The 24224-nt window shown below is 35.9% G+C and carries 22 protein-coding genes; 3 read left to right on the top strand and 19 right to left on the bottom strand.

Annotated features, from left to right (window positions below; genetic code table 11):
* Window positions 1–4: 4 nt before the first annotated feature.
* The 4 genes from ACQKFO_RS21545 to ACQKFO_RS21530 all read right to left on the bottom strand — a co-directional run bounded on the left by ACQKFO_RS21545 (window position 5) and on the right by ACQKFO_RS21530 (window position 1963).
* On the bottom strand, window positions 5–139 hold the full coding sequence (locus ACQKFO_RS21545) for a hypothetical protein (RefSeq protein WP_427600938.1): 135 nt from the start codon (window positions 137–139) through the stop codon (window positions 5–7).
* 503 nt (window positions 140–642) lie between these two features.
* On the bottom strand, window positions 643–843 hold the full coding sequence (locus tag ACQKFO_RS21540) for a hypothetical protein (protein WP_427600936.1): 201 nt from the start codon (window positions 841–843) through the stop codon (window positions 643–645).
* A gap of 46 nt (window positions 844–889) precedes the next feature.
* Window positions 890–1321, bottom strand: a complete 432-nt coding sequence (locus tag ACQKFO_RS21535; protein WP_427600934.1) for a hypothetical protein — start codon at window positions 1319–1321, stop codon at window positions 890–892.
* A 63-nt stretch (window positions 1322–1384) separates the two neighbouring features.
* Complete coding sequence (locus tag ACQKFO_RS21530; RefSeq protein WP_427600932.1) at window positions 1385–1963, bottom strand: hypothetical protein; 579 nt, start codon at window positions 1961–1963, stop codon at window positions 1385–1387.
* A gap of 323 nt (window positions 1964–2286) precedes the next feature.
* Here ACQKFO_RS21530 and ACQKFO_RS21525 point away from each other — a divergent pair, with 323 nt between their 5' ends.
* The gene (locus ACQKFO_RS21525) at window positions 2287–3459 is read left to right on the top strand and encodes a tyrosine-type recombinase/integrase (protein WP_427600930.1); all 1173 of its coding nucleotides are present in this window, start codon (window positions 2287–2289) and stop codon (window positions 3457–3459) included.
* Between the two features lie 200 nt (window positions 3460–3659).
* On the top strand, window positions 3660–4421 hold the full coding sequence (locus tag ACQKFO_RS21520; RefSeq protein ID WP_427600928.1) for a serine/threonine protein kinase: 762 nt from the start codon (window positions 3660–3662) through the stop codon (window positions 4419–4421).
* A 117-nt stretch (window positions 4422–4538) separates the two neighbouring features.
* On the opposite strand, the gene ACQKFO_RS21515 is transcribed toward ACQKFO_RS21520, so the two are convergent.
* The 3 genes from ACQKFO_RS21515 to ACQKFO_RS21505 form a co-directional block, all read right to left on the bottom strand.
* Entirely contained in the window at window positions 4539–4739 is a 201-nt protein-coding gene (locus ACQKFO_RS21515; protein WP_427600926.1) for a hypothetical protein, read from the bottom strand.
* An 83-nt stretch (window positions 4740–4822) separates the two neighbouring features.
* Window positions 4823–9787 (bottom strand): PKD domain-containing protein, encoded by a 4965-nt coding sequence (locus tag ACQKFO_RS21510; protein ID WP_427600924.1) that lies wholly within the window; start codon window positions 9785–9787, stop codon window positions 4823–4825.
* Window positions 9788–9799: 12 nt separating this feature from the next.
* Window positions 9800–11218 (bottom strand): S-layer homology domain-containing protein, encoded by a 1419-nt coding sequence (locus tag ACQKFO_RS21505; RefSeq protein WP_427600922.1) that lies wholly within the window; start codon window positions 11216–11218, stop codon window positions 9800–9802.
* A gap of 184 nt (window positions 11219–11402) precedes the next feature.
* On the opposite strand from ACQKFO_RS21505, the gene ACQKFO_RS21500 reads away from it, so the two are divergent.
* Window positions 11403–11612 (top strand): helix-turn-helix domain-containing protein, encoded by a 210-nt coding sequence (locus ACQKFO_RS21500; RefSeq protein WP_427600920.1) that lies wholly within the window; start codon window positions 11403–11405, stop codon window positions 11610–11612.
* A 183-nt stretch (window positions 11613–11795) separates the two neighbouring features.
* Here the strand turns inward: ACQKFO_RS21500 and ACQKFO_RS21495 are convergent, their stop codons facing one another.
* The 12 genes from ACQKFO_RS21495 to ACQKFO_RS21440 form a co-directional block, all read right to left on the bottom strand.
* Complete coding sequence (locus ACQKFO_RS21495) at window positions 11796–12734, bottom strand: DNA/RNA non-specific endonuclease (RefSeq protein WP_427600919.1); 939 nt, start codon at window positions 12732–12734, stop codon at window positions 11796–11798.
* Window positions 12735–12856: 122 nt separating this feature from the next.
* Window positions 12857–14989, bottom strand: a complete 2133-nt coding sequence (locus tag ACQKFO_RS21490) for a DNA topoisomerase (protein ID WP_427600917.1) — start codon at window positions 14987–14989, stop codon at window positions 12857–12859.
* A gap of 402 nt (window positions 14990–15391) precedes the next feature.
* Complete coding sequence (locus ACQKFO_RS21485; RefSeq protein WP_427600916.1) at window positions 15392–15616, bottom strand: hypothetical protein; 225 nt, start codon at window positions 15614–15616, stop codon at window positions 15392–15394.
* A gap of 83 nt (window positions 15617–15699) precedes the next feature.
* The gene (locus ACQKFO_RS21480; RefSeq protein WP_427600914.1) at window positions 15700–15831 is read right to left on the bottom strand and encodes a hypothetical protein; all 132 of its coding nucleotides are present in this window, start codon (window positions 15829–15831) and stop codon (window positions 15700–15702) included.
* 43 nt (window positions 15832–15874) lie between these two features.
* Window positions 15875–16195 (bottom strand): DUF2325 domain-containing protein, encoded by a 321-nt coding sequence (locus ACQKFO_RS21475; RefSeq protein WP_427600912.1) that lies wholly within the window; start codon window positions 16193–16195, stop codon window positions 15875–15877.
* Between the two features lie 76 nt (window positions 16196–16271).
* Window positions 16272–16973, bottom strand: coding sequence for a DNA-binding response regulator (locus tag ACQKFO_RS21470; protein ID WP_427600910.1), 702 nt, complete (start codon window positions 16971–16973; stop codon window positions 16272–16274).
* A gap of 140 nt (window positions 16974–17113) precedes the next feature.
* The gene (locus ACQKFO_RS21465) at window positions 17114–17707 is read right to left on the bottom strand and encodes a hypothetical protein (protein WP_427600908.1); all 594 of its coding nucleotides are present in this window, start codon (window positions 17705–17707) and stop codon (window positions 17114–17116) included.
* Between the two features lie 22 nt (window positions 17708–17729).
* The gene (locus ACQKFO_RS21460; protein WP_427600906.1) at window positions 17730–18254 is read right to left on the bottom strand and encodes a hypothetical protein; all 525 of its coding nucleotides are present in this window, start codon (window positions 18252–18254) and stop codon (window positions 17730–17732) included.
* Window positions 18251–18961: a hypothetical protein gene (locus ACQKFO_RS21455; RefSeq protein ID WP_427600904.1), complete on the bottom strand. Its 711-nt coding sequence runs from the start codon at window positions 18959–18961 to the stop codon at window positions 18251–18253. Before ACQKFO_RS21455 ends, ACQKFO_RS21460 begins: the two co-directional genes overlap by 4 nt.
* A gap of 229 nt (window positions 18962–19190) precedes the next feature.
* Window positions 19191–19937: a hypothetical protein gene (locus ACQKFO_RS21450; RefSeq protein WP_427600902.1), complete on the bottom strand. Its 747-nt coding sequence runs from the start codon at window positions 19935–19937 to the stop codon at window positions 19191–19193.
* 74 nt (window positions 19938–20011) lie between these two features.
* Entirely contained in the window at window positions 20012–21664 is a 1653-nt protein-coding gene (locus ACQKFO_RS21445) for a helicase-related protein (RefSeq protein WP_427600900.1), read from the bottom strand.
* Between the two features lie 831 nt (window positions 21665–22495).
* Window positions 22496–24220 carry a hypothetical protein gene (locus ACQKFO_RS21440; protein WP_427600898.1) on the bottom strand — a complete coding sequence of 575 codons (1725 nt, stop codon included), beginning with the start codon at window positions 24218–24220 and terminating at the stop codon, window positions 22496–22498.
* Window positions 24221–24224: the final 4 nt, after the last annotated feature.

Raw genomic sequence — 24224 nt, 5'->3', positions numbered from 1 at the left:
AATATTATTGGAATATTTTATTGAATAGGCCAGGGTTCAATATAGGTAAGCTCCAAATAATTAAAATTACTATTACTCCTAGGGCTTTTAGCATTAATTTCTCACTATTTTTCTCTTCAACACTTTTCTCTTTTTTCATAATATTTCCTTTCCTGTTAATATTCAAAAATCGTTCTGATCCATTACTCAACTCCATTCATTAAGAACGAATGGGATGAGTTTAGTTATTGTCCAATAAATCAGCATTAGGCCCCAGATAAGGATAATAAAGGTGAAAAATACATTTATGAATTTTTTACCTTTTTTTAATAGTCTCTCCAGTTTCTCCTTACGCCTCATTTTTTTTATTAAATCCATATAAATCTTTCAATCCCTTTTATCTAATATAGTAGTATTGATTTTTATTTTTTTAAAATGATATTTAAGTTGATTTATGCTTTTTACTGGATGCTGTAAAAAAATAAGCATCTTGTGAGTTGATTAAAAATTTTCACAAATACAGTTCTTTTCTATTATCCATCATCATCATTAAGTAATAAAGTGGGGTCATCACTCCCCACTTTTATTTCTATCTCATTGTATTTACATTAAATACATTTGATTTTCTTTTTGTCTGGAGCGGAATTCACCCCATCCAGCTTGTCAGGTTCTTTTGGAAGCTTTCATAAACCACCCCAAAAAAGTGATCATAATTGCTACCCCAAATATAAAGACAATAGGAGTTAACATTCCTTCTACCTGAAGATAGTTAATAAATTCAGAAAATGTGAAATATCCTGTTGCAATAGCAAATGCCAATAAAATTACAATGGATCCAATCCCCAAAAACCATAATTCCTTCATAGTCTTTCCCTCTCTCTTTATAAAGTGAAATATATTTTTACTAATGCTAATTACTATATCGTCTAATAAGTTTTCCTTGTTTAGTAAATACATTTAGTTCTTCGAAGCCGTTATAATCCAAACAAATGATATAGGGTTGGTAAAGGTTATCTAAAGGGATCGTTTCGTCATATTTGTATTGTAATTGCTTTAAAATACTTAATGTCGCATTGACTTCTTCAATATTTCTGTCTGTAAAAATAAAACGAAATATGTTGCCGCTAAAGTCAGTACCTACATTTGTAATCCTATGGCGTTGAGCTGAGCCGTTAGATATTTTAGTTTCAACATAGGCACCAATTAGCTTTGATAAAGGATCGGATTTAGGTACAGAGTATATCTTCGTTTCAGTATTGAAGTAATTATATGTACCAATCACTTTCCTTTTTGGATGATTCAAATTATTTTTAGATTCAAATTTGTTTGAAATAAGGTTCACGCCCCTTCAACTAGCGTTCCCTCGATATTTTTCCTATCCCCGCTCATATCCCTTTGTGGTAGATTATATTAGGTGTTTCTGAGCGTCTTCCTTAGATTCATAAATTCTATTCATGCTACTTTCACTTAGTGAATAATAAGCACCTTCTGAATTCACATCAAGTGCAATAACTTTTGTCTTTCCTCTAGTGGTAGTACCAACCACTACTGGTATGACAGTATTTTTATTAAGGAAATAACCTGTATCTCCTTCATGCCACATAAAGTCAAATTGCTTCCCAAACATTACATCATTAATTACTTTTGGATCTGTAACAAGCTCAAATGCAGTTGGTAAGGCTCGATATGATTCTCTTGAGGACTTTACATAGACTGGGAACTTAGTAGAAGGTTTAACCGCAAAAATAATGGCTAATTCCCCACTTAATTTACTCTTCACAATTCTTCCGGGCTTTGCCTCTTCTAAAGACATGGTTCTTCCCTCTGTGATAGAGTATGAAAATCTAGGAAAAGCTTCTGAAAGTTTATTGATAACCTCTTTCTTTGCTAATTCTAGAATTTCTTCTTGTGTCATGCCTTTCGTTGTTTTTACCTCCACTTGAATTCTGTCTAGATCCATCACAACTGTTTGTACCGCTTTCATGTCAAAACACCCTTTCTAACTTTTTGAGTATCCTTTAGTGGATAATTTTTCAACTAAAGGATACTATAACCATATATTACTTTATAATGTATTATAGTTCAAGTATTTTTAACTATAGTATTATAAAAATATAAATATATAAATTTAACTTATTATATTATGGTGTAACAAATGGACAATTTTTTGCACCTTTTCATATTTTAATTGGGTTAGATGATATAATTGAATTAGTTAAGAATGTTAAATCGAAGATTTAATAGTAAATATAATTAAAGATGATTTTATGAATATAAAAGAAAGTAAAAAATATAGGGAGGTTTATAATGTCTAAGGGAACTGTCTTATCTAATGGTGATTCAAATTTATTTATGGAGAGGAATTCAATTTCTGTGGCAGAAAATTTTTTAACCTTGGATCATTATCCCACCTTGGAGAAAAAAATTGATGATGCGGAAAAAAATGATTTACCTCCTTTTTCTCATTTTACGGATGAAGAAGTTCTTTACTATTATGTGCACCATCAAAAAAACGTTGATCAGAATAAAAACAAGTCGGACGGTACAAAACGTGAATATATTCGCGAACTGTTAAATTTTGCGAAGAACATTGTCAGTTATGCTAATGAAATAGACATTGATATTGAGGATGTTAAGGAAGGATCTCTTTTTAAAAGTTTGTCTCCACGCCACATTAAACGATACCAGGAATGGATGGTTCAGAGGGAACCCTATATTAATGGAAGAAAGTCGGCATATGCTGCAGCAACCATCGCGAGAAAGACCTCTATCATCAGGAGCTTCTTGAAATTCCTTTATAAGAATGACTATGTGGTAACGGATTTAACGGCTAGAATGGCTTCAGCCACCGTAAGTAGCGATGAAAGACCCGATCGGGATCTTGGTCCAAGTGAAGCCTTAGAAATATTACATTTCTTTAAAGAAGAGAACCATCCGATCCTCTTTGGGATTCTTCATGTGTTGATCACAACGGGAATTCGGAATAATGAATTCTGTCATGCCAGGGTATGCGACCTATCTTATGATGCTGCCAGGCGAGAGTATTTTTTGAGGATTCATGGAAAGGGGAATAAGAAAAGGACTGTACCTATTAAACCTAAAGTCTTTGATAGCATTGTAGAATTTCGTAAAGCCCGGGGCTTAGGGACGACATTGAACCGTAATGATGTCTCCCCACTCTTTATTAATAGTGAAGGGAACGCTTACCGCAGCACATACCTATCACGCTACATTAATAAAGCAGTGAAACGTACTGGGCTGGATTGTGTAAAGAACCGCTTGAATCCAATTGCACCCCACACGTTACGGCACTCATTTGCCATCATATCGTACCATAGTGGTGCAGATGTATACCGGATCATGAGGAGTCTTGGCCATGAGAAGATTGAAACCACTCAGATATACCTTCAAAAGGAATTTGAGAAGAATGATCATGCTGTTCATTTGTGGGATAAATCACTATTAAAAGATTTTGTATAAGGATTGCATGAGGAAAATACAAAAGTTCTCTCAAAATATGAAGATTAAAAGAAATAAAGAAGACAGACTAGAATTGCTGCATAATAGGTACCGGGTAATGTGAACTATTTAAACAAATAGAGAATTATCAAAAAAGATATGGTAAAATTTGTTTGTAGTGAGTGTATTAATTTTATTTCATAGATAGGAGAGGTAATGCTGTGAACGATTATCAAAAACAATACCTAGAAACAAAAGCAGAAGAACTGCAATTATGGAGCAATATGGTTATAGAGATCTTTGGTGATGTTCCTACTTCAAAAACATTAACAAATCTAGATGATATTCTTGATTTGCTTAATAAAGTTGGTCAATCAAAAGCTTTGAACCACACTTTCCTTCCATCTGGCGGAGGTCTTGATTTAACAAATGCAGTTGATTCTACTGAAGATGGAAAGATAGAGTTAGGTTTCGGTTCTTCTACAATTATTGTAAAGCCTCGTTCTGTTTCATTTCACGCTGTAGGAGATAATCCCGAATGGTGGTATTTTCGCATAGATACTTTACCATTCGAACAAAGTGGAGTCTATAAACAACCCACTAAAGAGGATAATGATGAAAAACTCGATGATAGATTTAAATCCAAGTCAGATAGACAAGTAGAGTGGCAGATGAGCTTTCATGGAGAAGAAGTTTTAGAGATTGGACCTGGGAGCTATGTGGATCGTGCTCATTGGGAAATGGATCACTTAGGCTACGATGAAAATGGAGACTTCATTCCAATACCAAAGCATGCTCGAATTGTTGACAGACAGTTCCCAGGAGGAGCTTTTGCAATATTCCCTAAATACTCTAAATATAATCAAAATTCCTCTACATACGATGGCCGTCACAATAAAGGTACAGATTTAGAATTTAATAATTATATCCAGAAAATTGTAGATACTTTAGAGAAAGAAGAAAAAAACTCAAAAAATAAATAAGCTTTTTACAAAACTTATTTGACACCAAAAGGGATCAGAGGCTTTGTCGCCAACGATCCCTTAAGTAATTGAATTCGATGTAAGGCTTTTACTCTTTTAATCAACTAAAAAATAATCTTAATTACTAAACCACCTAATAATGATGTCTCCGCCGCCTCCTTTAAGCTTACATATATATTTTCGCTCTTCAAACCAAGCCTTGCTAACAGAATACAGTCTGTATCCAGGATACTTTTTATTAAACATTTTTAAAAAGTAAGACCATCCATACACCTCAACCAGTTTCTTTGCAGAATTGTAATCCATTAAAATTTCCATGTTACACTCTCCATTACTAGTTTTCTATTACTGAATGCGATCAAAAAAGAGTACACCAGCACAAACCGGTGTACTCACACTAATTAATATCTTCTGTGGAAATTTAAGCCCGTATTGTCCACTATCTCAATGATATAAGAATCATTGGCTTGAACATAAGGAGAATTCACTGGATGCATTGAATGAAAGTTAAACATATACTCTCCTTCGGGTATCGTGTTAAACTCTTCCTTCCACAGTTCTACTGACCATACATATTCATACTGAGAAGTAGAAACCAACTTAAAATTTGTCTTCGGAATATCAATTTTCCCTACACTACCACCGAAGTCCACCTCACCCCAAACAAATGCTGCAGGGCTTGATTTTAAATTAATTACGAACTTTTCACCCGCATAAAATGTATTTACGTCTTTATCAAAGCCTTTGTTCACCCACTTTTCCGACCATTCTGGTGTATGCGTCACTAAGCTGTCTAGCTTTGCTATATTGGCATTTACTCTTTGCAAAATGGTTGCTTCTTCACCAGAATCATCTCTTACATATAAACGAACGTCATAGAAGTCTTTATCCATTAGTAGACTAGGATAACGCTCAGTGGATGATTTAATGGTACCTCCATTTCTGAAATACCACCTATAAGAAACAATCTCACCGTCGAGATCAAAGCTTGAATCTGGGTTCAGTTCAATCTCTTCTCCAACGAAGGGAGAGTAAGGATCCCATGTAAACTTTGCTACTGGTGGAATATTAGGAGGCTTGGTATCTACCGAAATCGTCTGTACCTTCGGATTTACTGATTTTAGGTTGTCATTGTCGTAAACGTGAAGGGACACTGTATACTGGCCTTCTCTCGCGTTTACTATAGACGGGTATTCACTTGTTGAAGTACTTATATTTCCTGAAGGATCTGTGATTTTCCATTCCCATCTTATTACTTCTCCATCTTCATCATAAGACGAATCAGGATTTAATTGGATTTTTTCTCCTGCTACTGGGCTTACCGGAGTGAAGTCAAAATTAGGATAAGGATTCCTCGGTCCTTTTGCGACATTCACAATTATTGAGCTTTCTCCTTTTAGAGATGGCAATGGATAGGGTGGATTATCGAAAATGGTTTGTGTGATTCGATACTTCCCAACCCCATATAGACTAAAGTCTTTAGGTGGAGAACCTGTATTCCAAGATTTTAAGATTACACCATTGGCATCTAGCTGTTCGATTGTCCAAGAGTAATTTATTAATGGGTGGTTGTTTGGATCGTACGATTCATCTTTATAATCAGCACGTCGATTATCCAATATAGGATTAGGAGACAAACTGAATTTTGAAACCGGGGGATCATTTTTCACCACATTAATCTGTCTTTCAAATAGGTCCGATTGCAACTGTGGAGGTACTTTTGGTATGTCTTTAACAGTTAATCCAATCGTATATGTTCCTGTTCCCAGCCCCATTTCGTCAAAATTAGAAGGGAACGAACTTAGAGTCCTTAGAATGGTTGAATTTCCACTTTCCCGTACGGTTATTTCATAATCGGTGAGCGGATCTCCATTAGGATCATATGACCGGTCTACAATGTTTAACGGTTGGTCCGTTAGGACGAGATTCGAAACATCGAATTTTGCTACGGGCTTAATGTTAAAACCTTGAGTACTGATCCTTTTTGTTACAACCCCGTATGCTCCATCAATATCCTTTACTCTGAGCGTCACATCATAGTCCTTATTTACTTCTAGAGTGCTCGGAGGTGGTCCAGATACTTCGTTTCCATCGACTGTATAGCTTACCCATGTATACTCAATAATCCCTTTATCAGCCCGATTTGTCTCATGATCAGGGTCATAACTCGGAGCCGGATCGAGAGTTAAACCTAGTGTAGTAGGGTCAACTGTATACGTGAAGTCGGCTATTGGTCTTCTATGAACATTGATGGTGTATTCTCTTTGTACCTCTTCATCAGACCATTTTTGATAGTTATTAAATCTTATGTCACTATCATAGACTGGGTTGTCTTTGGCTCTTAATTGAACTTTGTAGGTCCCTACCTCAGTAAATTGAAGAGGAGAATTTATATAGAGATTATTTTGAGGAATAGGCCCGGCCGGTTGATTATCAATCACCCTCCCATTAATCTGAGTTGGATCATGATTAAATTTCCATTCTCGTTTTAGCTCGGGGTCATCCTCATGGTCAGAATACTTTGTCGTGTAATCTACTTCATCTCCAAGTACAATTGTCATGGATTCAGGATTTTCTTCAATCATATACTTGTTTGTAATGTAGTTTTCAACGTCCTTTACGTTTGCATACAAGTATGCAGTATCATAGATGTCATACTTACCAAGTCCATTGTTCCCACTTATTAATGTTTCAGCATTGAATTTATTAAGGATCGCTGCCTTATTCCAAAAGTACACATTTTCTTGCTTTGCTTTATCGATCATTGTAAATACTTTTGTGGCATCAGAGCTCCATGACCAAGGGGTATTGTCCATCCTCATATAAATTCTTTGGGCATCAGGACGATACGTCTGGTCAACGAAGGATTTAGTGAAATCTGTTGTATCTATTTTCTCAGTTGAGTTAATTCCACTATTATGTCTCCCGACGATTTCGTATTGATAATTGGAATACCATTTTCTTAGGTCCGCATAATACTGAGTCCCAACTTCACCATATTCAGCATTCGAATTATCTGTACAAGGTGGCGGGTGGCTGTGCAGTTGTCCACCGCTTGGCCTATTATCAAGGTAGCACCATGTGACCCCAATTATTGGTTCAGAAGATGAACTAATCACTTCCCAACTTCCACTATATGGGCTTGTTCCCGAATAACTGCTGTAAGAATATGATCCTCGATCTACATAACCCCAATCGGCTATATTTCGTATCCCTTCACCATCTGTGTCTTCTTGATGGTAATAAGAGTTATCAATTATGACATTTGCGTCTATTCCTTTTTGCAGCAGGTTAGCTTCCATGGTTGAAGCTAGAGAAGATAAGGTGTTTTTATCCGTTTCGTCCAAGGAATAATAATAATGGTCATAATATGCACCATCAGATAAACCAGAACTCCCTGTTTTGTGTTCGAGAGTAGCTACATCCATCCCACCAAAGTTCAAGATAAGGTCAATTTTATTATTTCTCCTAACCCCAAAATCAATGATTGGGGCAACATTAATGACCTCTACGCTTTTGTCCTTATCCCGTAGGTTGAAGTTTAAAGGGTTTTGATAGGTAGATACTTTCCCGCTGGAATCCAACATTTCTGAAATATCTCTACGGTAGTGTGAATCATCGATGAATTCTTTTAAAGTTGGTTGTCCAAAATCTTCAACGATTTCCATGCTAAAACGGTAGTTACCTACCTTATCAGTTTGATAGGTGATTTCTTGCTTATTGCCATTTGATATTACTTTCCTTCCACCATCCTCTGGTGTTCCGAAAAAACCATCATTGTTAGTATCATATTCAACATAATAAATGCGTTGCTTGATGATATCTTCGTCAGGAGAATAGCTCGTATCTTTTAGTTCAATGGAAGCGATTTTCGACTGGTTTTTATCGCGAATAGCTTTGGCCGTCGAAACAGTAAATTGATTTATTGGTTTTTCATCTTTAACAATTTTGAACTCTTTTTCAAATGGTTTACTCTCTTCACCAAATACATTCGTTACTGTGGTTGAAAGCTTATATGTACCAGCCTCTCGTAAAAGTAACTCCCGCTTTGATTTATCTCCACTAGTTCGGATTTTAATCCCTGAAGGATTAATGCCTGGAGTAACCGGTTCAATTGACCACTTGGTTTTGCTGTAATCAATTGGAGCTACATCAATTGGAGATTTTTTGTCTGAATAAGTAGCATCTAACAGAACTCTTCGATTCTCTTTTAAAGTCCCTTCAATTTGTACTTCTGCTGTAGGAGTGGTCGGGAGTACAGTAAATGATTTTTCATCTTCATCAGAAGCCCCGACATTATCTACAACGTATATACTTGCAGTATGCTCCTCTGGTTCAGTTACACGGCTAAATTTCTTAGATGCGCCACTAACTTCTCCATCTACTGAGATTTCAGAAAATACAATCTCCCCATCAGTATCATATGAGTTATCTAAGAACTCAGCTTGCTCCACCCAATAAATCTTTGGTTCCGTATATAGCGAAGCTACTGGTGGTTCATTGTCCTTCGCAGGGGGTGGCTCTGGATCGACTGGCGGACTGTCCGGATCTACAACATTTATCACCGTAGATACTTTGGTTGATCGTTGTACCTTATCTGTTATAACAAGGTTTAATGTCCGAGTACCAGGTGAATCAATGACAACCGCAATCTCTTTATCAGAAATTTTGTTAACATATTTAACACCAGAATGTAGAGATGTACTGTCTGCAGACACATTATACGAAATCATATCTGTGGAGGATGGTTCAAATTCTTCACCCGATATTTTCACAATAAATTCTTTACCTGCAGATACACTCTTTGGAGCTGAGATTGAAGCTTTTGGGAAAGGCGTAGTTTTTACTTCTACGATTCCGTACTGGTTACCATAGGAGTCGCTTTCACCAGTTCCCCTTATAGAAAGTAAGGCACCAGATGCACTTGCAATGTCTCGAGAATATGCTCTATATATGGGCTCACCCGTGACATTATGAACAATTCGAGTCAAGATTGAATTTAATCGCTCTTCAACATAATCTGGATTACCATTAAAAATCTTCCCCCATTCTTTCAATTGAGATGGGTGCGCAAATGTTCTTCCTGCAGAGGAGTCTGATACTGGCCTCATTAAAGTCATTTCACCTTTAATAGCTCCATCCACTTCTACTTTCCAGTTGTTATAATGTAGGTAATCAGACAGAGCGAAACTTTCAATTGTGTAAAAGCTTTCTGGTGAAGGACTAATCCAGCTGTTCATTTTTTTAATATTGGGTTCATAGGTATCGATATAAGCGTAAGCTTTTATATTGATAAATAATGGCCCAATAAGTAAAACACAAAGAAGGATTGATAGCCGGAGCTTGTTTTTATGGTTTCTTCTCATATTCTACATCTACTACTCCTTCCAAACGTATTCCTCGATATCTGTAGGATAGCTTGTAACCTCAATTCTTGGATAAGGAACGGATTGCCTTACATCCATTCCTAAGTACTTGGCTACCTCTTTTAAGGGGCCATAAACAGTGTTATTTTCAATTGTAATTTTATTTTTTAATATTTTTCTATCTCCATTTAAGGTAACTACGTTGGAGTTATCGGAGAAAGAAATGGTTTTTCGATTATAAGTGATTTGTTTGTTGCTCATTGAGACATTCGATGTTTCCTTGAATAGATTATTTAGATCCACTATATAATCACCATTCAATGAAACTGGCTTTTTTCCTAGTTTAGTTACACTAATGTCGTCTCTTTCATAAGTAGCAAACTCATCACTATCGGTATGAAGATCAATCAGAAAGTCTTCTTTCCCCTCAGGTTGTTCGGGAAGTATATCTTTTAACATATAGGTTGGTGAATATTTATTGTCTTGAAAGATTTCAGATTGTCTATAAGACTTTCCATTTAATGAAATCATTTCATATTTTGGATAGTTGTTATAGTATCCTGCATAACTAGTAATAGCACCTTCATATAGACCTTTTAAATATGTTTTAGGATCTAATTGATATTTTCCAAACGGACCTCTTAATTTATGATAATACTCTTCCATAAAATCGCGCTCTCTGATTCCTAAATTACTTTGCAGCCCTGTCGCTCTTTCCACTACAGTAAATTCACCATATGTTTCCTTAAGCTCTTCGGGTGTCATATATTTATAGTTGTCCTTAACTTGGTCAGGATTCTCGATGAGTTTTAACAGATTATAAATCTCAACTGCTGTTGTCTCTCTTGTTCCTTTAACCTCTGGCTGAAACTCGTTAAATAGATTATTAGCAGTGATGATACGATAATGAGTCAATCGTTTTATAGCGTCTAACGAAGTAGCACCAATTTTATTCGTGTCTTTATAATCTAAAGTAGCTTTGGTCGTGAAATTGCCTTCAGTTTGTAATGCACGATCCAACATAATAGCTATGTCTGAGCGTTTTATTAGATCGGTTGGTTTAAATTGTCCGTTCTCATACCCTTTAATAATCCCTAAAGAATATGCTTTCATTACTCCTTCGTATGTAGCTTGAGAGGAAGAAACATCTGAGAATTTCGGTTTTGATGAAGGCATAGGAATTTCTAATGCTCTAGATACTAATAAAGCAAATTGTCCCCTGGTAACTTGGACATCCGGTCTAAATGTTCCATCCGTGAATCCGGTTACCACCCCCTTATCAAGTAAATAATTGATTTCTGTTGAGCTATCTTTCGGTATATCTTTTAAATTACTTGCCGCACTTACCTCCTCTCCGCCTGCAGAGATAGTTAACAATGAGCCTATTAAAAATCCCGTTGTTAATACTTTAGAAACTTTTTTCAAATTCATTTGTCTCCCCCCGTTCTTAATCTACTGATAAGATGATGCACATGGAATAATATTCCATGTACTTATTATAACCTAATTAGGTTATAATAGCCAGTAGTACTCTTTATTATTTTCGTTCTTTTTTACTATTTATGAAGTAAAAAAGTTTAGAAACACTTAAAATGATAAATTGGAGGGATACTTTATGCTTATATGGAATTTAGATCAGCTACTTCAAGAACGAAATATGTCTGCTGCTGACCTGTCGCAACTCTCAGGTGTGCATACTAACGTTTTATCTCGTATAAGAACAAATAAGCAGAGAAGAGTGGATCTTGATGTGTTGGAGCGGATATCTGATTCACTAGATGTTTCTATTGGAAAACTAATAATAAAAAAAGAATCAATGAAATAAAAAAACCCCACAAAAAATTCAAGAGAATTCCTCTCTTAAATTTTTGTGGGGTTATCCCATTAATGTTTAATTTTCAATATAATCATTTTACAATTTTTGTGATAAAAAATCAATTCGTTATCAAATGTCCAATGAATAAAATGTTATTATTCATTCAATTTTTGTTCTCATTGTTCTAAAAACTTACTCTCCAACCATCCCATCTCCATCATTATCGCGCATATAAGGGTATAACCAGTGATCACTCGTTATTGGCATATTGAAACCAGCTGCTTTTGCTTCTTTAATTGTCACCTGTCCATTACCGTTGGTATCAACGCTAGTAATATCACCATTTTTATTAGAACTTGTTGAATTAGGAGCCTTACTGTCGGTTAAACCGAGTGATTGGTTTACTTCATCAGGGTTCACATTGTCAAATGTATCAACGATTTTGTTCCCAATTAAAGTATAGGTATACTGATAACTTGAAGGAATCTGCGTTTCCGTATCCGGATAAGTAATAATGGCTTCAAAATTGGTGGCTCCGCCTGCCTTACGGATCGCGTCTTCCATATAAGCTTGATCACCATATCGGTTGAGAGTACTCTCTTGTGGGGTAATATTATAAGCATTCGAAACCCCTCCGAGAGAATCAGCAATAATATGCCCTTCATCTAAAACGTCACTTTCTACACCAGGAACCTTTGCCTCATCTGAGTAATACCTGCCAGACGATAATACAGGTTCGTTACGGTCATCTTGTAAAATGATCTTGTCTGCAATTACACGTACAAGTTGCCCATATTCATTCGTAAATGCCCAATATTTACGATCACCATAACCAATGTCAACCGCGACATTAGATTCACGATATCCAGACAAGTCACCACCATCAACTTCAATAAGTTTGTATCCTGAGAACAGGTTTTCATTTGCATCAGTTGAAGCTTCCTCTACTACTGGTTTATCTTCAGCCGTAGTCGTAGCTTCCTCCTTTTCGCTATTCTTATTTGCATTAACTGTGGCTACTTTTTGTGGGCCAGTTTCTTTATCCGTGATGGAGGTATCTTCTAAGTTGTTACAACCGACCATATTAAGGGTTATCAAAAGTAAAATTAAATAGTTTATTTTCTTTTTCATTATTCTCTCCCTAACATTGTTTTTATTTTTCCCTAAGTAAGATATCCATTTCTTTTATCAACTCATTAATTTGCTCTAATGTGATGGATTTAAGGTTTTTCAATATATATTCTCCTTTATACTTAGCTCTTGAATTTATGTTTTTTAAGTTTATCATCCCATACAATGTAGGCTTCAAATGGTCCCTTGCTGCCCATTAATCCAGTTAACAATCCAGTAGACTTTCTAGAAAGTAAATTTTTAACTTCACTTATTGGGACTGGTTTTTTGGCAATTTCCTTTGGGAAAGTAAAGGAACACTTAGTATCATAATAACCAGTACAACCGTAAAATCTTCCTTTATCTACTACAGGCTTCCCACAAAGCAAACAGGGACCTATTTCTAATTTTTGTTGCTCCTGATTTATTTCATCTTCAAAGTCCCAGTTAGTAGACTCATTCTTAAGCTGTTCGATGAAATTATTGACGTACATATACGTTGCCTTCAAGAATGGTTCGACAGACTCTTTACCTTTAGAAATTGCATTAAGGGAATGTTCCATTCTTCCTGTAATCACAGGTGATCCTAACCAATTCTTCTCTCCAAGAGCGGTCATAAGCATTCTTCCTTTTGGTTCTATATGTACCTGGTTCTTCTTTACGCTGATGTAGTTGTTCTTTAATACCTCTTTAATTATCCCAGCTCTTGTAGCTACAGTTCCTAAAGACATATCGTCATGTGTGTAGCCATCGCGTTCTTCCTTTGATATATGGGAAGCGGCCCTCTCCATAATTTTAACTAATTGCCCTTGAGTAAAGCGTTTTGGAGGTGTTGTCTTACCTTCTCTAATCTCCACATCTTGAACTAGTACCCCCTCATGTTCTTTTACCTCAGGAAGGATAGGAGAATCAGTCGTCTCTGTCTTTTTTAATACTTGCTTCCAACCCTTTTCTAATTCAATTTTGCCTTTAGAAACAAACATGAAGTGTCCATCCACTAATGTACGTATTTCTGTATGATGATAGACCGCGGGTGGATAGTGTGCTGCTATAAAGGATTGAATAACCATATTATAAATATTTCTTTGGTCTATTGTTAAGCTCTCAAGATTAGGTACCTCTTCTGTAGGGATGATAGCATGATGATCGTCCACTTTTGAAGCATCAACGAAGCGTTTATCTAAGCTGATATCTAGATTAGGCGGGAGTAAAAATTCTTTATAATCATCAATCATTTGAATACTATTTAGTATTTTGAGGAAATCCTTGGCTTCTTCTGGGGAAACAACCCGTGGTTCCGCTCTTGGGTACGTGATCCATCCATTAAGATATAAATCCTGTGCTATTTCTAAAACTTTGTCAGGACTATATGTGAATGTTTTATTCGCTTCGGACTGAAGTTCAGTTAAATTGAAGAATTGAGGGGGTAAAACCTCCTTCTTTTCTTTATGAATCTTATCAATTATGGCCGGCTTATCTATGCAATACATAGAAAGAGCTTTTGCCTGAGACTGGTTCCAGATATGCTCATCCTGGTCCTTAATCCAGTGACCACTGTATTCACCCTCTTTAGATTTGAATTTAATTATGACATCCCAGTAAGGTTTACTTTTGAACATTTCAATTTCAATTTCTCGTCGATAAATTATTTTGATTAAAGGAGTTTTACACCTACCGAGTGGGAATTTATTATCAAGAATACCTTTTTCACCGGCTAGTATACTCATACATCGACTGGTATTCATACCAATTACCCAATCTGCAATTTGTCTAGCTTGGCCGGCTCGATATAACGACTTATAAAGTTTGTTATCTTTTGCGTTTTTAATAGCTTTAATGGTCGCGGAAGGAGTTAAAGAGGTTTCCCAAACTCTTTTTACAGGTTTGCGATTCTTCACATACTCTAGAACCTCATCAACCAATAGCTGCCCTTCCATAGCAGGATCACCGTAATGGTATATTTCTGAGATATTAGAGTCATTAACATACTTGCGAATGATATTGAAGTTACTCCTTTTAGACGGATCCACCACGAGTTCAAATCTCTCTGGTATGATCGGTAAGTGTGATATATTCCATCCTTTCCACTCAGGTTTGTATTCTCCGGGCATTTTAGATTTCATAATATGACCAACACACCAAACAGCTATAGCGCCGTTTGGGAAGAGTCCATGTGGCTGTATCTCAATATGAGTTCTTTTATTTTGTGAGTTGAATGCTTTACAGACGGTTATAGCTTGTTTAGGTTTTTCGAAAATTAAAAGAGGTATCCCCATTCTCTTCCCCTACCTTAATAAACAATATAGTATTGAAATTTATGAAAACCATGTTGCTAAAACTTCAGGATATATGCGGACAAAATTGTAAACAGAACGCCTAAAATAAAAAGGCTGATCGAAACATTTTCATGCTGATCAGTAAACATAGAAAGCTGAGAAATAATATTTATTTCCATGCCACTATAGGCAACGATCAGAGTAAGTATTAATACAACCAAAAAAGTAATGAATACGGTGATTAACCATATAGCGCAAATCATTCTAAGTATTAGTAGAGCGATATCAATTTTAATGTATTGAACATTACCTACCCTTATCCGCTTATAGGGAATAAAAGTGTGCTGAAGATAGTTATAATCACCTTTAATTCTGTTATTTAATTTAATTAACAATACATAGTTACTCATAATGACCTTCCTTAAAACTGTAATACAAGTCCTTTGCATGTGCTATTGCTTCATCCTCAGAAAAATGTTCAATCAATCCTGTTTTTGAATTTGGATCTAGAAGACAGCAATACGGTTCATTATTTTCAAAGCGAATGGCTGGATGGTAAATTTGATAAGTCGTATTGCCGTTCTTAGATGAATACGTTAATTTTTTAAAAGAATAAGGTATGCTCATCTCTCCAGCTCCCCTCGTTTGTCTTGTAACTCGTATTCGCATTAATTCTATTAATTAACAGAATTAATATATATGGTTAAAGATCAAGAAATATTATAAACAATAAAAGTAACTCCGATTGTTATAGCGATAGAACATACAAATATAGCAATATAGCTCAATTTCTTCTTTAATTCTTTTTTAACTTTATTTTCTTCAGGTGTTAAAAAATCCATTTATACTCAACCTCCAGTAAAATCAATTAATTATTAATTATTATCATGCTGCAACGTCTTCCTCTCTATTTAACAATGTAAGACCTGCTTGCACAGCACCAGTGGCACCAAATCCGTTTATATAATCAATTTTCTTCCCCAGTTTCTTTGCTAAGTCTTTAACAACATCCATAGAAACATGGCCACAAGCATCGAGGCACACTACTACACAATCAGCTTTTTTGATGATTGCTTTAAATGCCTTCGCATTTCCACCATTACGGACTTTTCCGTTATGATGTACTACGTTTACACCTAATTTTTTCCCGATTTTCTTAAATGTTAGTTCCTGGCTTCCTCCAAAGATTGCAATTGTATTTGTCATGTAAATCACTCCTGTAATATTTTGTATACTACTAATATAACATGATTTAACACTTATGCAATGTTTTTATGAAGTTTTACCTTATTTTTTTTGAATATTCATCAATATAGACCGACTTATCAATCCACTCATTCGTTATCGCTTTCATGACAGCTGCCACTCGATTTCCAACGTTAAGTTTCTTTTGGATCTTTGAAACGTGGAGTGAAGCGGTACCTTCAGTAATAAAAAGTTTTTCAGCTATTTCAGAGTTGCTAAAACCTCGGGTTAATAATTCTAGGATTTCCCACTGCCTATCAGTAAGATTAGGTCGATTGGAAATATTTATTTGAGCTGATCTTCCTACAGGCATCACTTCTATTTTGTTTGGAGATAAAGAATCCAATATACTTCCAATTAGATTTTGGCTTATGTAGCGTTCCCCTTTGATTAAGCTTTTTAAAGCAGATGCTAAAGTAACGGGCGTACTTGACTTACTAATAATCCCCTGAACCTCCTGTTTTATTGTTGCTAAAGATAAAAACTGCGGCTCTCTCAAAAACGTTATTAATGCAATTTTAGCTTTTGGGTAAGTTGTTTGAGCCCTACATAATACTTCTTCAGGAGAAATCCCTTTTATTTCTGGATCAAGAAGTACTACATCAATTGGATGATACATATCATTCTTCAAGCCTTCATAATCTCCGGTATATACAATACTTCCCGGCACATGCATTTCAATGATCTTTTTTAATCCTTCCCTATATTGGACCTGTTCATCTATCAAAATGAATTTCATCTAATTCTCCTTAAAGCAAAAAAAACCCCGATAGACATACTTATCCTGTTGGATGGTATATCTTTCGAGGGTTTTTCCCTTTTAATATTTATATATTTATATTATATAAGAGCATGACCACATGGTTCAATAGGATCATATTAAATAGGTTTCGGTTGTGTCACCATCTTCACTTGGCCATTATCTAATAACACATATTGACCATAACCGCTTTCATCTACATACCAACACATTTTAGAAGTCAACGGTAAAGGCGCTTTATGGTCATGTAACGGAATGAGAGATTGATACACTCTATTACTCCATCCTTGTTTTGGCCCATTGTCTCCAACAATAAAGAGTGTTTTCTTTGACTTATTTATTATCCAACAGCCGAATTCATGAGAAGGATTAACATACCATACCGCATCTTCCCTACATGCAGATAAATCAGGGTGTCCAGGATATTGAGTATTCTCTAAGTCTTTATTAATTCCAACTGGAGTATACCATTCTGGTTCTGAAGATTCTTTAGCATGTCTTTCAATTTGTTTGGTGAATTTCACATTCTTTTTAACACTTGTCTCGGGTACTTTGGTTTGGCAACGAAAATACACATTCTCATCATTATGGTTAACCTCCCCAAAAACACCACATTGTTTCATTACTGGATCGTACAGTGAACATGTATTCTTACAGGTTTGAACATCCATATTGAAATCACTTTCTGTATTGTTAACAATAAGCTTCAACATTTTCTCACCTCTTTTATCTACACTATATTCCTAAGAATACAGTAGGCATGATGATAATCAGGGCAGCCGTAAGTATACTCCCAATAAATAATCGCTTACTCCATCTAGAATATTCAGGATGATTAATAAGATTATGATTAAAGCGGAATAACAAGCCAATGAACATCATTAATATTGCTGCGTATATGCCCATTGATTTCACAAGGTTTAGAGCATCATCAATTATTAATTTCATTCCCATGGCATCACTACTAAAAAATAAGATTGGTAAACCTCTGAAGGACAGTATTATCAATAACGTTGTGATCATTACACCTGTAGACCACTTCGTCCACTGTCCATTTTTAAACGTAAGGGCCATAATAGCTACGATTACTGCTATTACAAAAACAATAGTAATTATCGTCATACCTGTATCATATACAGTTGGCATTGAGCCTTCCAATAGTTTAGTAGTAAGACCAGCATCTTCATTGAAATCTTTTGGAGCAAAGGGATCGTCTGGAACCTCTTTTGGTGAAAACGGCATAACACTATAAAATGTCATCGTCTTACTACCTTCTCTCCAGACTGAACTTCTCCATCTACAAATTTGCATGTAACCTTTTTCCTTAAACGATTATGATCCATTCTTCCATCTACAACGCGCACATTAAATGTTAAACTATGCTTTTTCTCAATTTCTTCATAGATGTAATCATGTACCATAAGCCATTGCTTAGCAATGTTTACATTTGGTGTTGATTTGCGAACTGTTTTCATCATCTCTCTTGTAGAGAATTGCATTTCAAATGTGATCGTGCTGATAGCGTAATTAATACTTGAAATTTCACAGTTTAGTAGAAATTTATGATATTTGGATAAGATATTAAAGTATTTTTCTAAGAAACCAAATGGAGCCTCTCTTAGTGAACTAGGGATCCCAATTCTAATTTCGACTCTCACTGAGTCGGAAACTGTTCCGTCCTGGTATACGTTCGCAAAAATTTTCGTGTGGTTTCGATTGATGTTTTCATAAAATTCATCTAACCAACCAAATTTAATGAACTTCAAATTTTCTTCTAAATTATAATAATAATCTTCATCGACTATTAAGTCTTTTTGCCCGTCACCTTTAAAAAGGCATGTATCTTGAAACTTACCACTACCTTTACCTTTTTCCTTTTGGCACTTAATTTCTATCATATCGATTACTGCATTTTGTTGTTTTATATCGCTGATAAGGTTTGTGATGGATTTCTCAGATAATAACATTTTTTTGCTCCTTTCGGCCTACCGTTATAGTATCGGATTACTAAAGTAAAAGTGAATAGGAAATCAATTATTAATAATTGTCAAAAAATTCATGAGGATATTCTCCTATGTCCAGTACAATATTTTACATTCAATTTTGCACTCGATATAGGAGGCGACTATTTCTAGTCACATCCTATTTAAAATGATTATAACATGATTTAATACTTATGCAATTGTTTTTCTTAGTTTACACTGCCTCTTCGATCAAGTTATAGAATTCAGTTTCATCTGGAATCATATAATCTTTTGAAACTTGATGAAGTGTCTCTATCTTTATTACCTCAATTTTGTCTCTGCTTCGGTTAACTTCAATTGAAAGTACATCTCCATTCTGAATGTGACGAACATTTTCACCTACATCCAACCAGGTCCTATCCCCATCCGAAACATGGATAAATTTTTGTTCTAGCCCTATAACACTAACAGTCCATTGTTGCACACCAAGGATTTCATCTTTAATTTTGGCTGTTGCGGTTTGACTATATTGTTCATCAATCTGTAGAGAGTACTCAGTATTAAGATCTCTCATTGATAAACAATCATCTTGGTCTTCCTCCATATGCAGCTGGTCCATAGCATTTAGTTCAGCATCAAAGTCAATTTCTTCAGTTACATTGAACTTTTCTGAATAAAATGCAGGTTCATCTGCCATTTCAGCCTGGAGGGATTCAAAAAGAACCTCAACTCCCGTTCCTTTTATATCTGAAACTTGTACTTCAGAATGATTATCTTCAAGTTCTTTCGGTGCAAAGTCTTTACTTGGAAACTCGATTAAATTTACTTCCTGTTCATTTTCCATCGCTGAGATACTACAATAAAGCTCGAATTGATCTCTATAGAAAGTCTCATAAGATTTCTCGATACAATACATTTCAAGTATTAGCATCCCGCAAAGCTGAAAAATAGTAAGTAATTCAATTAAAGAAATTAACATTTCAAGTTCCTCCCAATGTTTTGTGATAAGCCCCCTTTCTGTTAAATCAAAAGAGGGCCCTTAAGCTAAACCAGTTAGAATAGTTCGAAGGCTAACTGACCGTCGGCTGGTGCTTTCTTTTTCCGCTTCACCTTGGTTTGATCCTTTCGGAATTCAACAATAGAAGCACAATAGTCTGCTGGACTTTCTTGTTGTGCTTTTTGAATTTCTTCTTGAACCAGATGGGATAAAATTGCTCCATCTGGGACCTTCTCAAATCCGAAAGCTTCAACTAAGTCTACAGATAAGACACCATTATTAACGGAAAAGCCTTGTACTTTCCCTCTTTCGATACTTTCAATTATTTTATTTTTTTTCCGCATCATCACATTTTTAGTAGATTCCACTTTAATGTTGGCTTGAATCCAAGCAGTAAACTGTTGAGCCACTGTCTTCGGCTTCTTTTTCCCAATGTTAGCTAGAATTTCTCTTGCCTTATCAGACGTTTTGCTTACCCATTCTTCCGTGGAGCCTTTCAAGACCTTGTTACCCTTCTTAACCGATTCAATGAGCATGGATTGCAGATCACCTTCGTCTCCCAGCATTGCTGATAAACCGTCTGATGATACCTCTCCATTTATTGCTGCAGTTGCACGATTTTTCATCGCTATTAGGGTTGCCATTGATTCTTGGAAAGTTTCTCGGTAAGAGAGGTAGAAAAGTCTACATTCTTCAGTTTGTCCGATCCTCCATGATCGCCTAGCGCTCTGGTTTATGGTAAAAAGTGACCAAGAAAATTGGTAATAGATAAGAGTCGGAGTGCAAAGAAGGTCTAATCCAACTTTTACAAGCTCTTGACTAACGATACATACATCGTAACCCTCTTTTTCTATTTTCTTTTTAAGCCATTCTGATCGGGAATCTGTAGATGTAGTACCTGTATCCAAAATACAAACCTTAGCTCCGCAATCCTCTAAAACTTTTTTCAATCTAGGTCTAACATCACGACCAGGAGATGAAGAGCCGGTATCACGAACATATACGATTGATTTCCTTCCTTCCGACATTTCACCCTCAATGATTTCTTGAAGCTTCTTTTCTTTTGGAAGTAACCTGTCTTCCTTCAAATGGACAGCCTCCCAAATCAAGTCCCTGCCGCCCTCTTCATTTTTCATAGTAGCATTCGGGAATGTAAATGGATTATCTACATAGCTGATTCCAAAATCAGTCATTGGAAGATACAATTTATGTCCGTCGTCCCGGGTATCAATCTCTCTTTCAAAAGTATTGATCATTTCGCGATAATTTTCACTTAACTCCTCATCCATATCTACAAAGATTGTAGGGGTATCAATTAGTTCAACAGGATCCGGCCAAACATCCTTTAACTTTACATTGACCACATTCTGTACCATGTAACGGCCATATATAAAACTACTTATACCTGGCAATACTTTTTCAGTACGCTTGATCCCTCCACGTGAGTTTGTATTTGTATTTTCACTACTTTCTTGTCTTTCATAAATGGTTTCTTCAATATTCCCGTACTCTTCGTTAAATCGTCTAACCTCAGTATACTTATAACCACTCTCTACCATTGATGATGGAAATAGTCTCCACAGAAGATAATAAACATCTTCAGCCTTTCCACCGAACAATGTACCTGTACCAGCAATGATTTTTTTTGATACTGCAGCTAGACTTCCTAATGAGTTCCCTTGTGCTGTATTTCCGCCTTTTAATAGCAATAGGTAAAGCTTTGAAGCGATCTCTGCCTTTTCCCCTGCTCCACACTGTACGTGAAGTTTTCACCTCATACAGCGTTCCATCTAATACCTTATTATTCATTAGATAGGCATATATTCATGGTTATAAAGTTTCGGTCAACAACTGCCATTTTATATGATGAAGGAAATCCTCGCTATCTTTCCATATGGAAAAATGATAAAGGATAAAACTAAAAACTATATGATTACATCTATTTTCTCTTGATTCCTTCAAAAATATTAAGATATGCATATTTTAAATAATAGGTATTTAGACTTAGGACTATCCCTCCACTACATTTCTATAGTTTCAACGGTACTGTGTCCTTACTCTCACAACGGTAAACTAATTTCAATTTATATAGTCCTCCCCGCTAGCAGGCGTTTTAGGAGTCCGTTGCTTTCCACGTTCCAATATTTCTAGCTTTACATATATCCTTAGGTGCTTACTTTAGACCTGTGAGCCTTATAGTTTCCTAGCTGACTATCCCAATGTTCATGACGAATATTTTACTTATTGGTATCTCACACCCCATAAAATGGAGATAGTAAATTTCTCTACTAGAGTTCTAAAGATCCTTTCATTCGCAAGTTCGTCAGTTTCAAAAGAAACATTCTCACCATAGATAATTTATAGCCCCCCGACCTATCGATCACCATATCTCAAAGAGACTTAGATGTTTTCAGCCGACTTTACCTAGCTTCATACCCTCTTTTTCTGCTAAAAGAAAGCATGTAGGAGTTTAGGGAGTTGGTTTTCACCAGCATGATGGTGTCATTCCCAACTTCAAAATATTAGTTGTATCTAAATTTTTAGACCGCCAATTTCATAGATCTACTATTTATATGGCAACGTGTCACACATTCATGAACTTCATCCACAATTGAAAAGTCAAAGAAATTTTTCATCTTTCTTCGAATGTATTCAATAGCAGCAATTCTTCTTGGCATTCCTACAGTTTTTGGGAATTCTTTTTGGTTCTCCTGAAGGTGATGGTACAAACCTTTATTTTCTTGATTAAGGGCATGAATAATTTTCTTTTCATGCTGTGCCCAATCACTAAATGATTTATATCGAGTAGGTACTCTTTTGGACCAAAGGTTTCCCCCGCATTCCGAACAAAACGAATTCATTGGCTTAGTGGAATTCATAATTCTTCGACTGGTTCCAAATTCGTCCTCATCCATCGTACGCTTTGTGACTTTTTCTTCCTCTTCTCCACTTTCATTGATTATTACATTGGTCGACTCAATTACTTTATGAGATTCTCCACAGTCCGGACAATAATATCCGTATCGATATGGAAGAGCTCCTTTTTCACGTTGAACTGATGTCTTCTTATAATCGAACTGAACTGCCGGCACATTCCTACAATCATTTCGCATTGTTGTAAATGAAATGATAAAAAATATCGGTTTCGTCGGCTTCTTTCGTCCGTTTTGTACCCAATTTATATGCCAATCAATAATTTGAGAAGTCTTTTTAATAACATGTACCTCAGCATGAGGTATGATGGCTTTAATTTCTTTCGGCCACTTTGATGTGAGAGATGGTGGACACATTAAACAAGAAAAATATCCTTTCTTCCCAATCATTTCATGGTATCCATCTGTTATAGCGGTCATGATTATTGATTTCCCAACGCTCATTTCCCCCTGGATAATTACTGCCTTTTGTTCTTTTAACCTCTTTGCCACTGCTGTGGAAACATGAGATTGAACAGGAAACAGTTGTCTAGGGTACGTATCAAATAAAGGCATTGTATTGTCCTCTATTGGGTTATGAGTTGGGACCACTTCCTCAGATAGCTTGGTTACCATATCATCCGAATAGCCCATCATATAATCAGCTAAAGATTCGATCTCTTTAAGTGCTTTTCCGTTCCCCTGTTTAGGAAATTGAAGTTGTTCATTTCGAACCATTTCAGAAATGATATTATCCGCTTGCTCTTCTTCAAGATTGATCTTTAACAGATTCAATCCCTTTGGAAAAAGAGCTGCATCATAGTACAATTCTATTTCTTCAATATGATTCCGGCGTTTAAGCTCTTCATAGACAATTGCCTTCCACTCATTTAAGATGTGTAGGCCGTATTTGCCTCCACCTAACAAGGTTGCAACATCTTCAGCTGGATCACCTTCAAAGCTAAGAACATATTCTTCATTGGCCATTAATTTTTCATGAACAATAGCAAGAGCCTTCTTGTTCTGGTTAATGGTTATTGGAAAGCGTTCGTAACTTCCTTTGTCCGCCACCACACTGAATTCACTTTCAAATTCATAGCTTGTTAAGGTTTTATTTCCATGTCCAAATCGAAATCCACTGCTCCCAATATCCATAGCTGCTTTCATTGCTTGAAGTGTTGAATCACTCCCAGCAAGTACCGTCATAAGTATTTTGGGCGGCTGGTTCTGCCTTTCTGGTTCTTCACAAGCAAAGGCAAAGCAAAATGCAGACTGCCAAGCTTGCTCGAGATAAACCTCTAGCATTTTTGGACTTTCATCGACCTCTTGAATTAAAAACATTTTCTCTTTCATCAAA

It is taken from the genome of Rossellomorea sp. NPDC071047, from assembly GCF_050270195.1.
Lineage (GTDB): Bacteria > Bacillota > Bacilli > Bacillales > Bacillaceae_B > Rossellomorea.
Note: the sequence above shows the minus strand (reverse complement) of the source record. Positions and strands in the feature narration are given on the sequence as shown.

Bases quoted from the DNA above. Each gene is read 5' to 3' on its own strand.
- ACQKFO_RS21545 (WP_427600938.1), bottom strand. From the start codon at position 139: ATGAAAAAAGAGAAAAGTGTTGAAGAGAAAAATAGTGAGAAATTAATG.
- ACQKFO_RS21540 (WP_427600936.1), bottom strand. From the start codon at position 843: ATGAAGGAATTATGGTTTTTGGGGATTGGATCCATTGTAATTTTATTG.
- ACQKFO_RS21530 (WP_427600932.1), bottom strand. From the start codon at position 1,963: ATGAAAGCGGTACAAACAGTTGTGATGGATCTAGACAGAATTCAAGTG.
- ACQKFO_RS21525 (WP_427600930.1), top strand. From the start codon at position 2,287: ATGTCTAAGGGAACTGTCTTATCTAATGGTGATTCAAATTTATTTATG.
- ACQKFO_RS21515 (WP_427600926.1), bottom strand. From the start codon at position 4,739: ATGGAAATTTTAATGGATTACAATTCTGCAAAGAAACTGGTTGAGGTG.
- ACQKFO_RS21510 (WP_427600924.1), bottom strand. From the start codon at position 9,787: ATGAGAAGAAACCATAAAAACAAGCTCCGGCTATCAATCCTTCTTTGT.
- ACQKFO_RS21505 (WP_427600922.1), bottom strand. From the start codon at position 11,218: ATGAATTTGAAAAAAGTTTCTAAAGTATTAACAACGGGATTTTTAATA.
- ACQKFO_RS21500 (WP_427600920.1), top strand. From the start codon at position 11,403: ATGCTTATATGGAATTTAGATCAGCTACTTCAAGAACGAAATATGTCT.
- ACQKFO_RS21495 (WP_427600919.1), bottom strand. From the start codon at position 12,734: ATGAAAAAGAAAATAAACTATTTAATTTTACTTTTGATAACCCTTAAT.
- ACQKFO_RS21490 (WP_427600917.1), bottom strand. From the start codon at position 14,989: ATGGGGATACCTCTTTTAATTTTCGAAAAACCTAAACAAGCTATAACC.
- ACQKFO_RS21485 (WP_427600916.1), bottom strand. From the start codon at position 15,616: ATGAGCATACCTTATTCTTTTAAAAAATTAACGTATTCATCTAAGAAC.
- ACQKFO_RS21480 (WP_427600914.1), bottom strand. From the start codon at position 15,831: ATGGATTTTTTAACACCTGAAGAAAATAAAGTTAAAAAAGAATTAAAG.
- ACQKFO_RS21475 (WP_427600912.1), bottom strand. From the start codon at position 16,195: ATGACAAATACAATTGCAATCTTTGGAGGAAGCCAGGAACTAACATTT.
- ACQKFO_RS21470 (WP_427600910.1), bottom strand. From the start codon at position 16,973: ATGAAATTCATTTTGATAGATGAACAGGTCCAATATAGGGAAGGATTA.
- ACQKFO_RS21465 (WP_427600908.1), bottom strand. From the start codon at position 17,707: ATGTTGAAGCTTATTGTTAACAATACAGAAAGTGATTTCAATATGGAT.
- ACQKFO_RS21460 (WP_427600906.1), bottom strand. From the start codon at position 18,254: ATGACATTTTATAGTGTTATGCCGTTTTCACCAAAAGAGGTTCCAGAC.
- ACQKFO_RS21455 (WP_427600904.1), bottom strand. From the start codon at position 18,961: ATGTTATTATCTGAGAAATCCATCACAAACCTTATCAGCGATATAAAA.
- ACQKFO_RS21450 (WP_427600902.1), bottom strand. From the start codon at position 19,937: ATGTTAATTTCTTTAATTGAATTACTTACTATTTTTCAGCTTTGCGGG.
- ACQKFO_RS21440 (WP_427600898.1), bottom strand. From the start codon at position 24,220: ATGAAAGAGAAAATGTTTTTAATTCAAGAGGTCGATGAAAGTCCAAAA.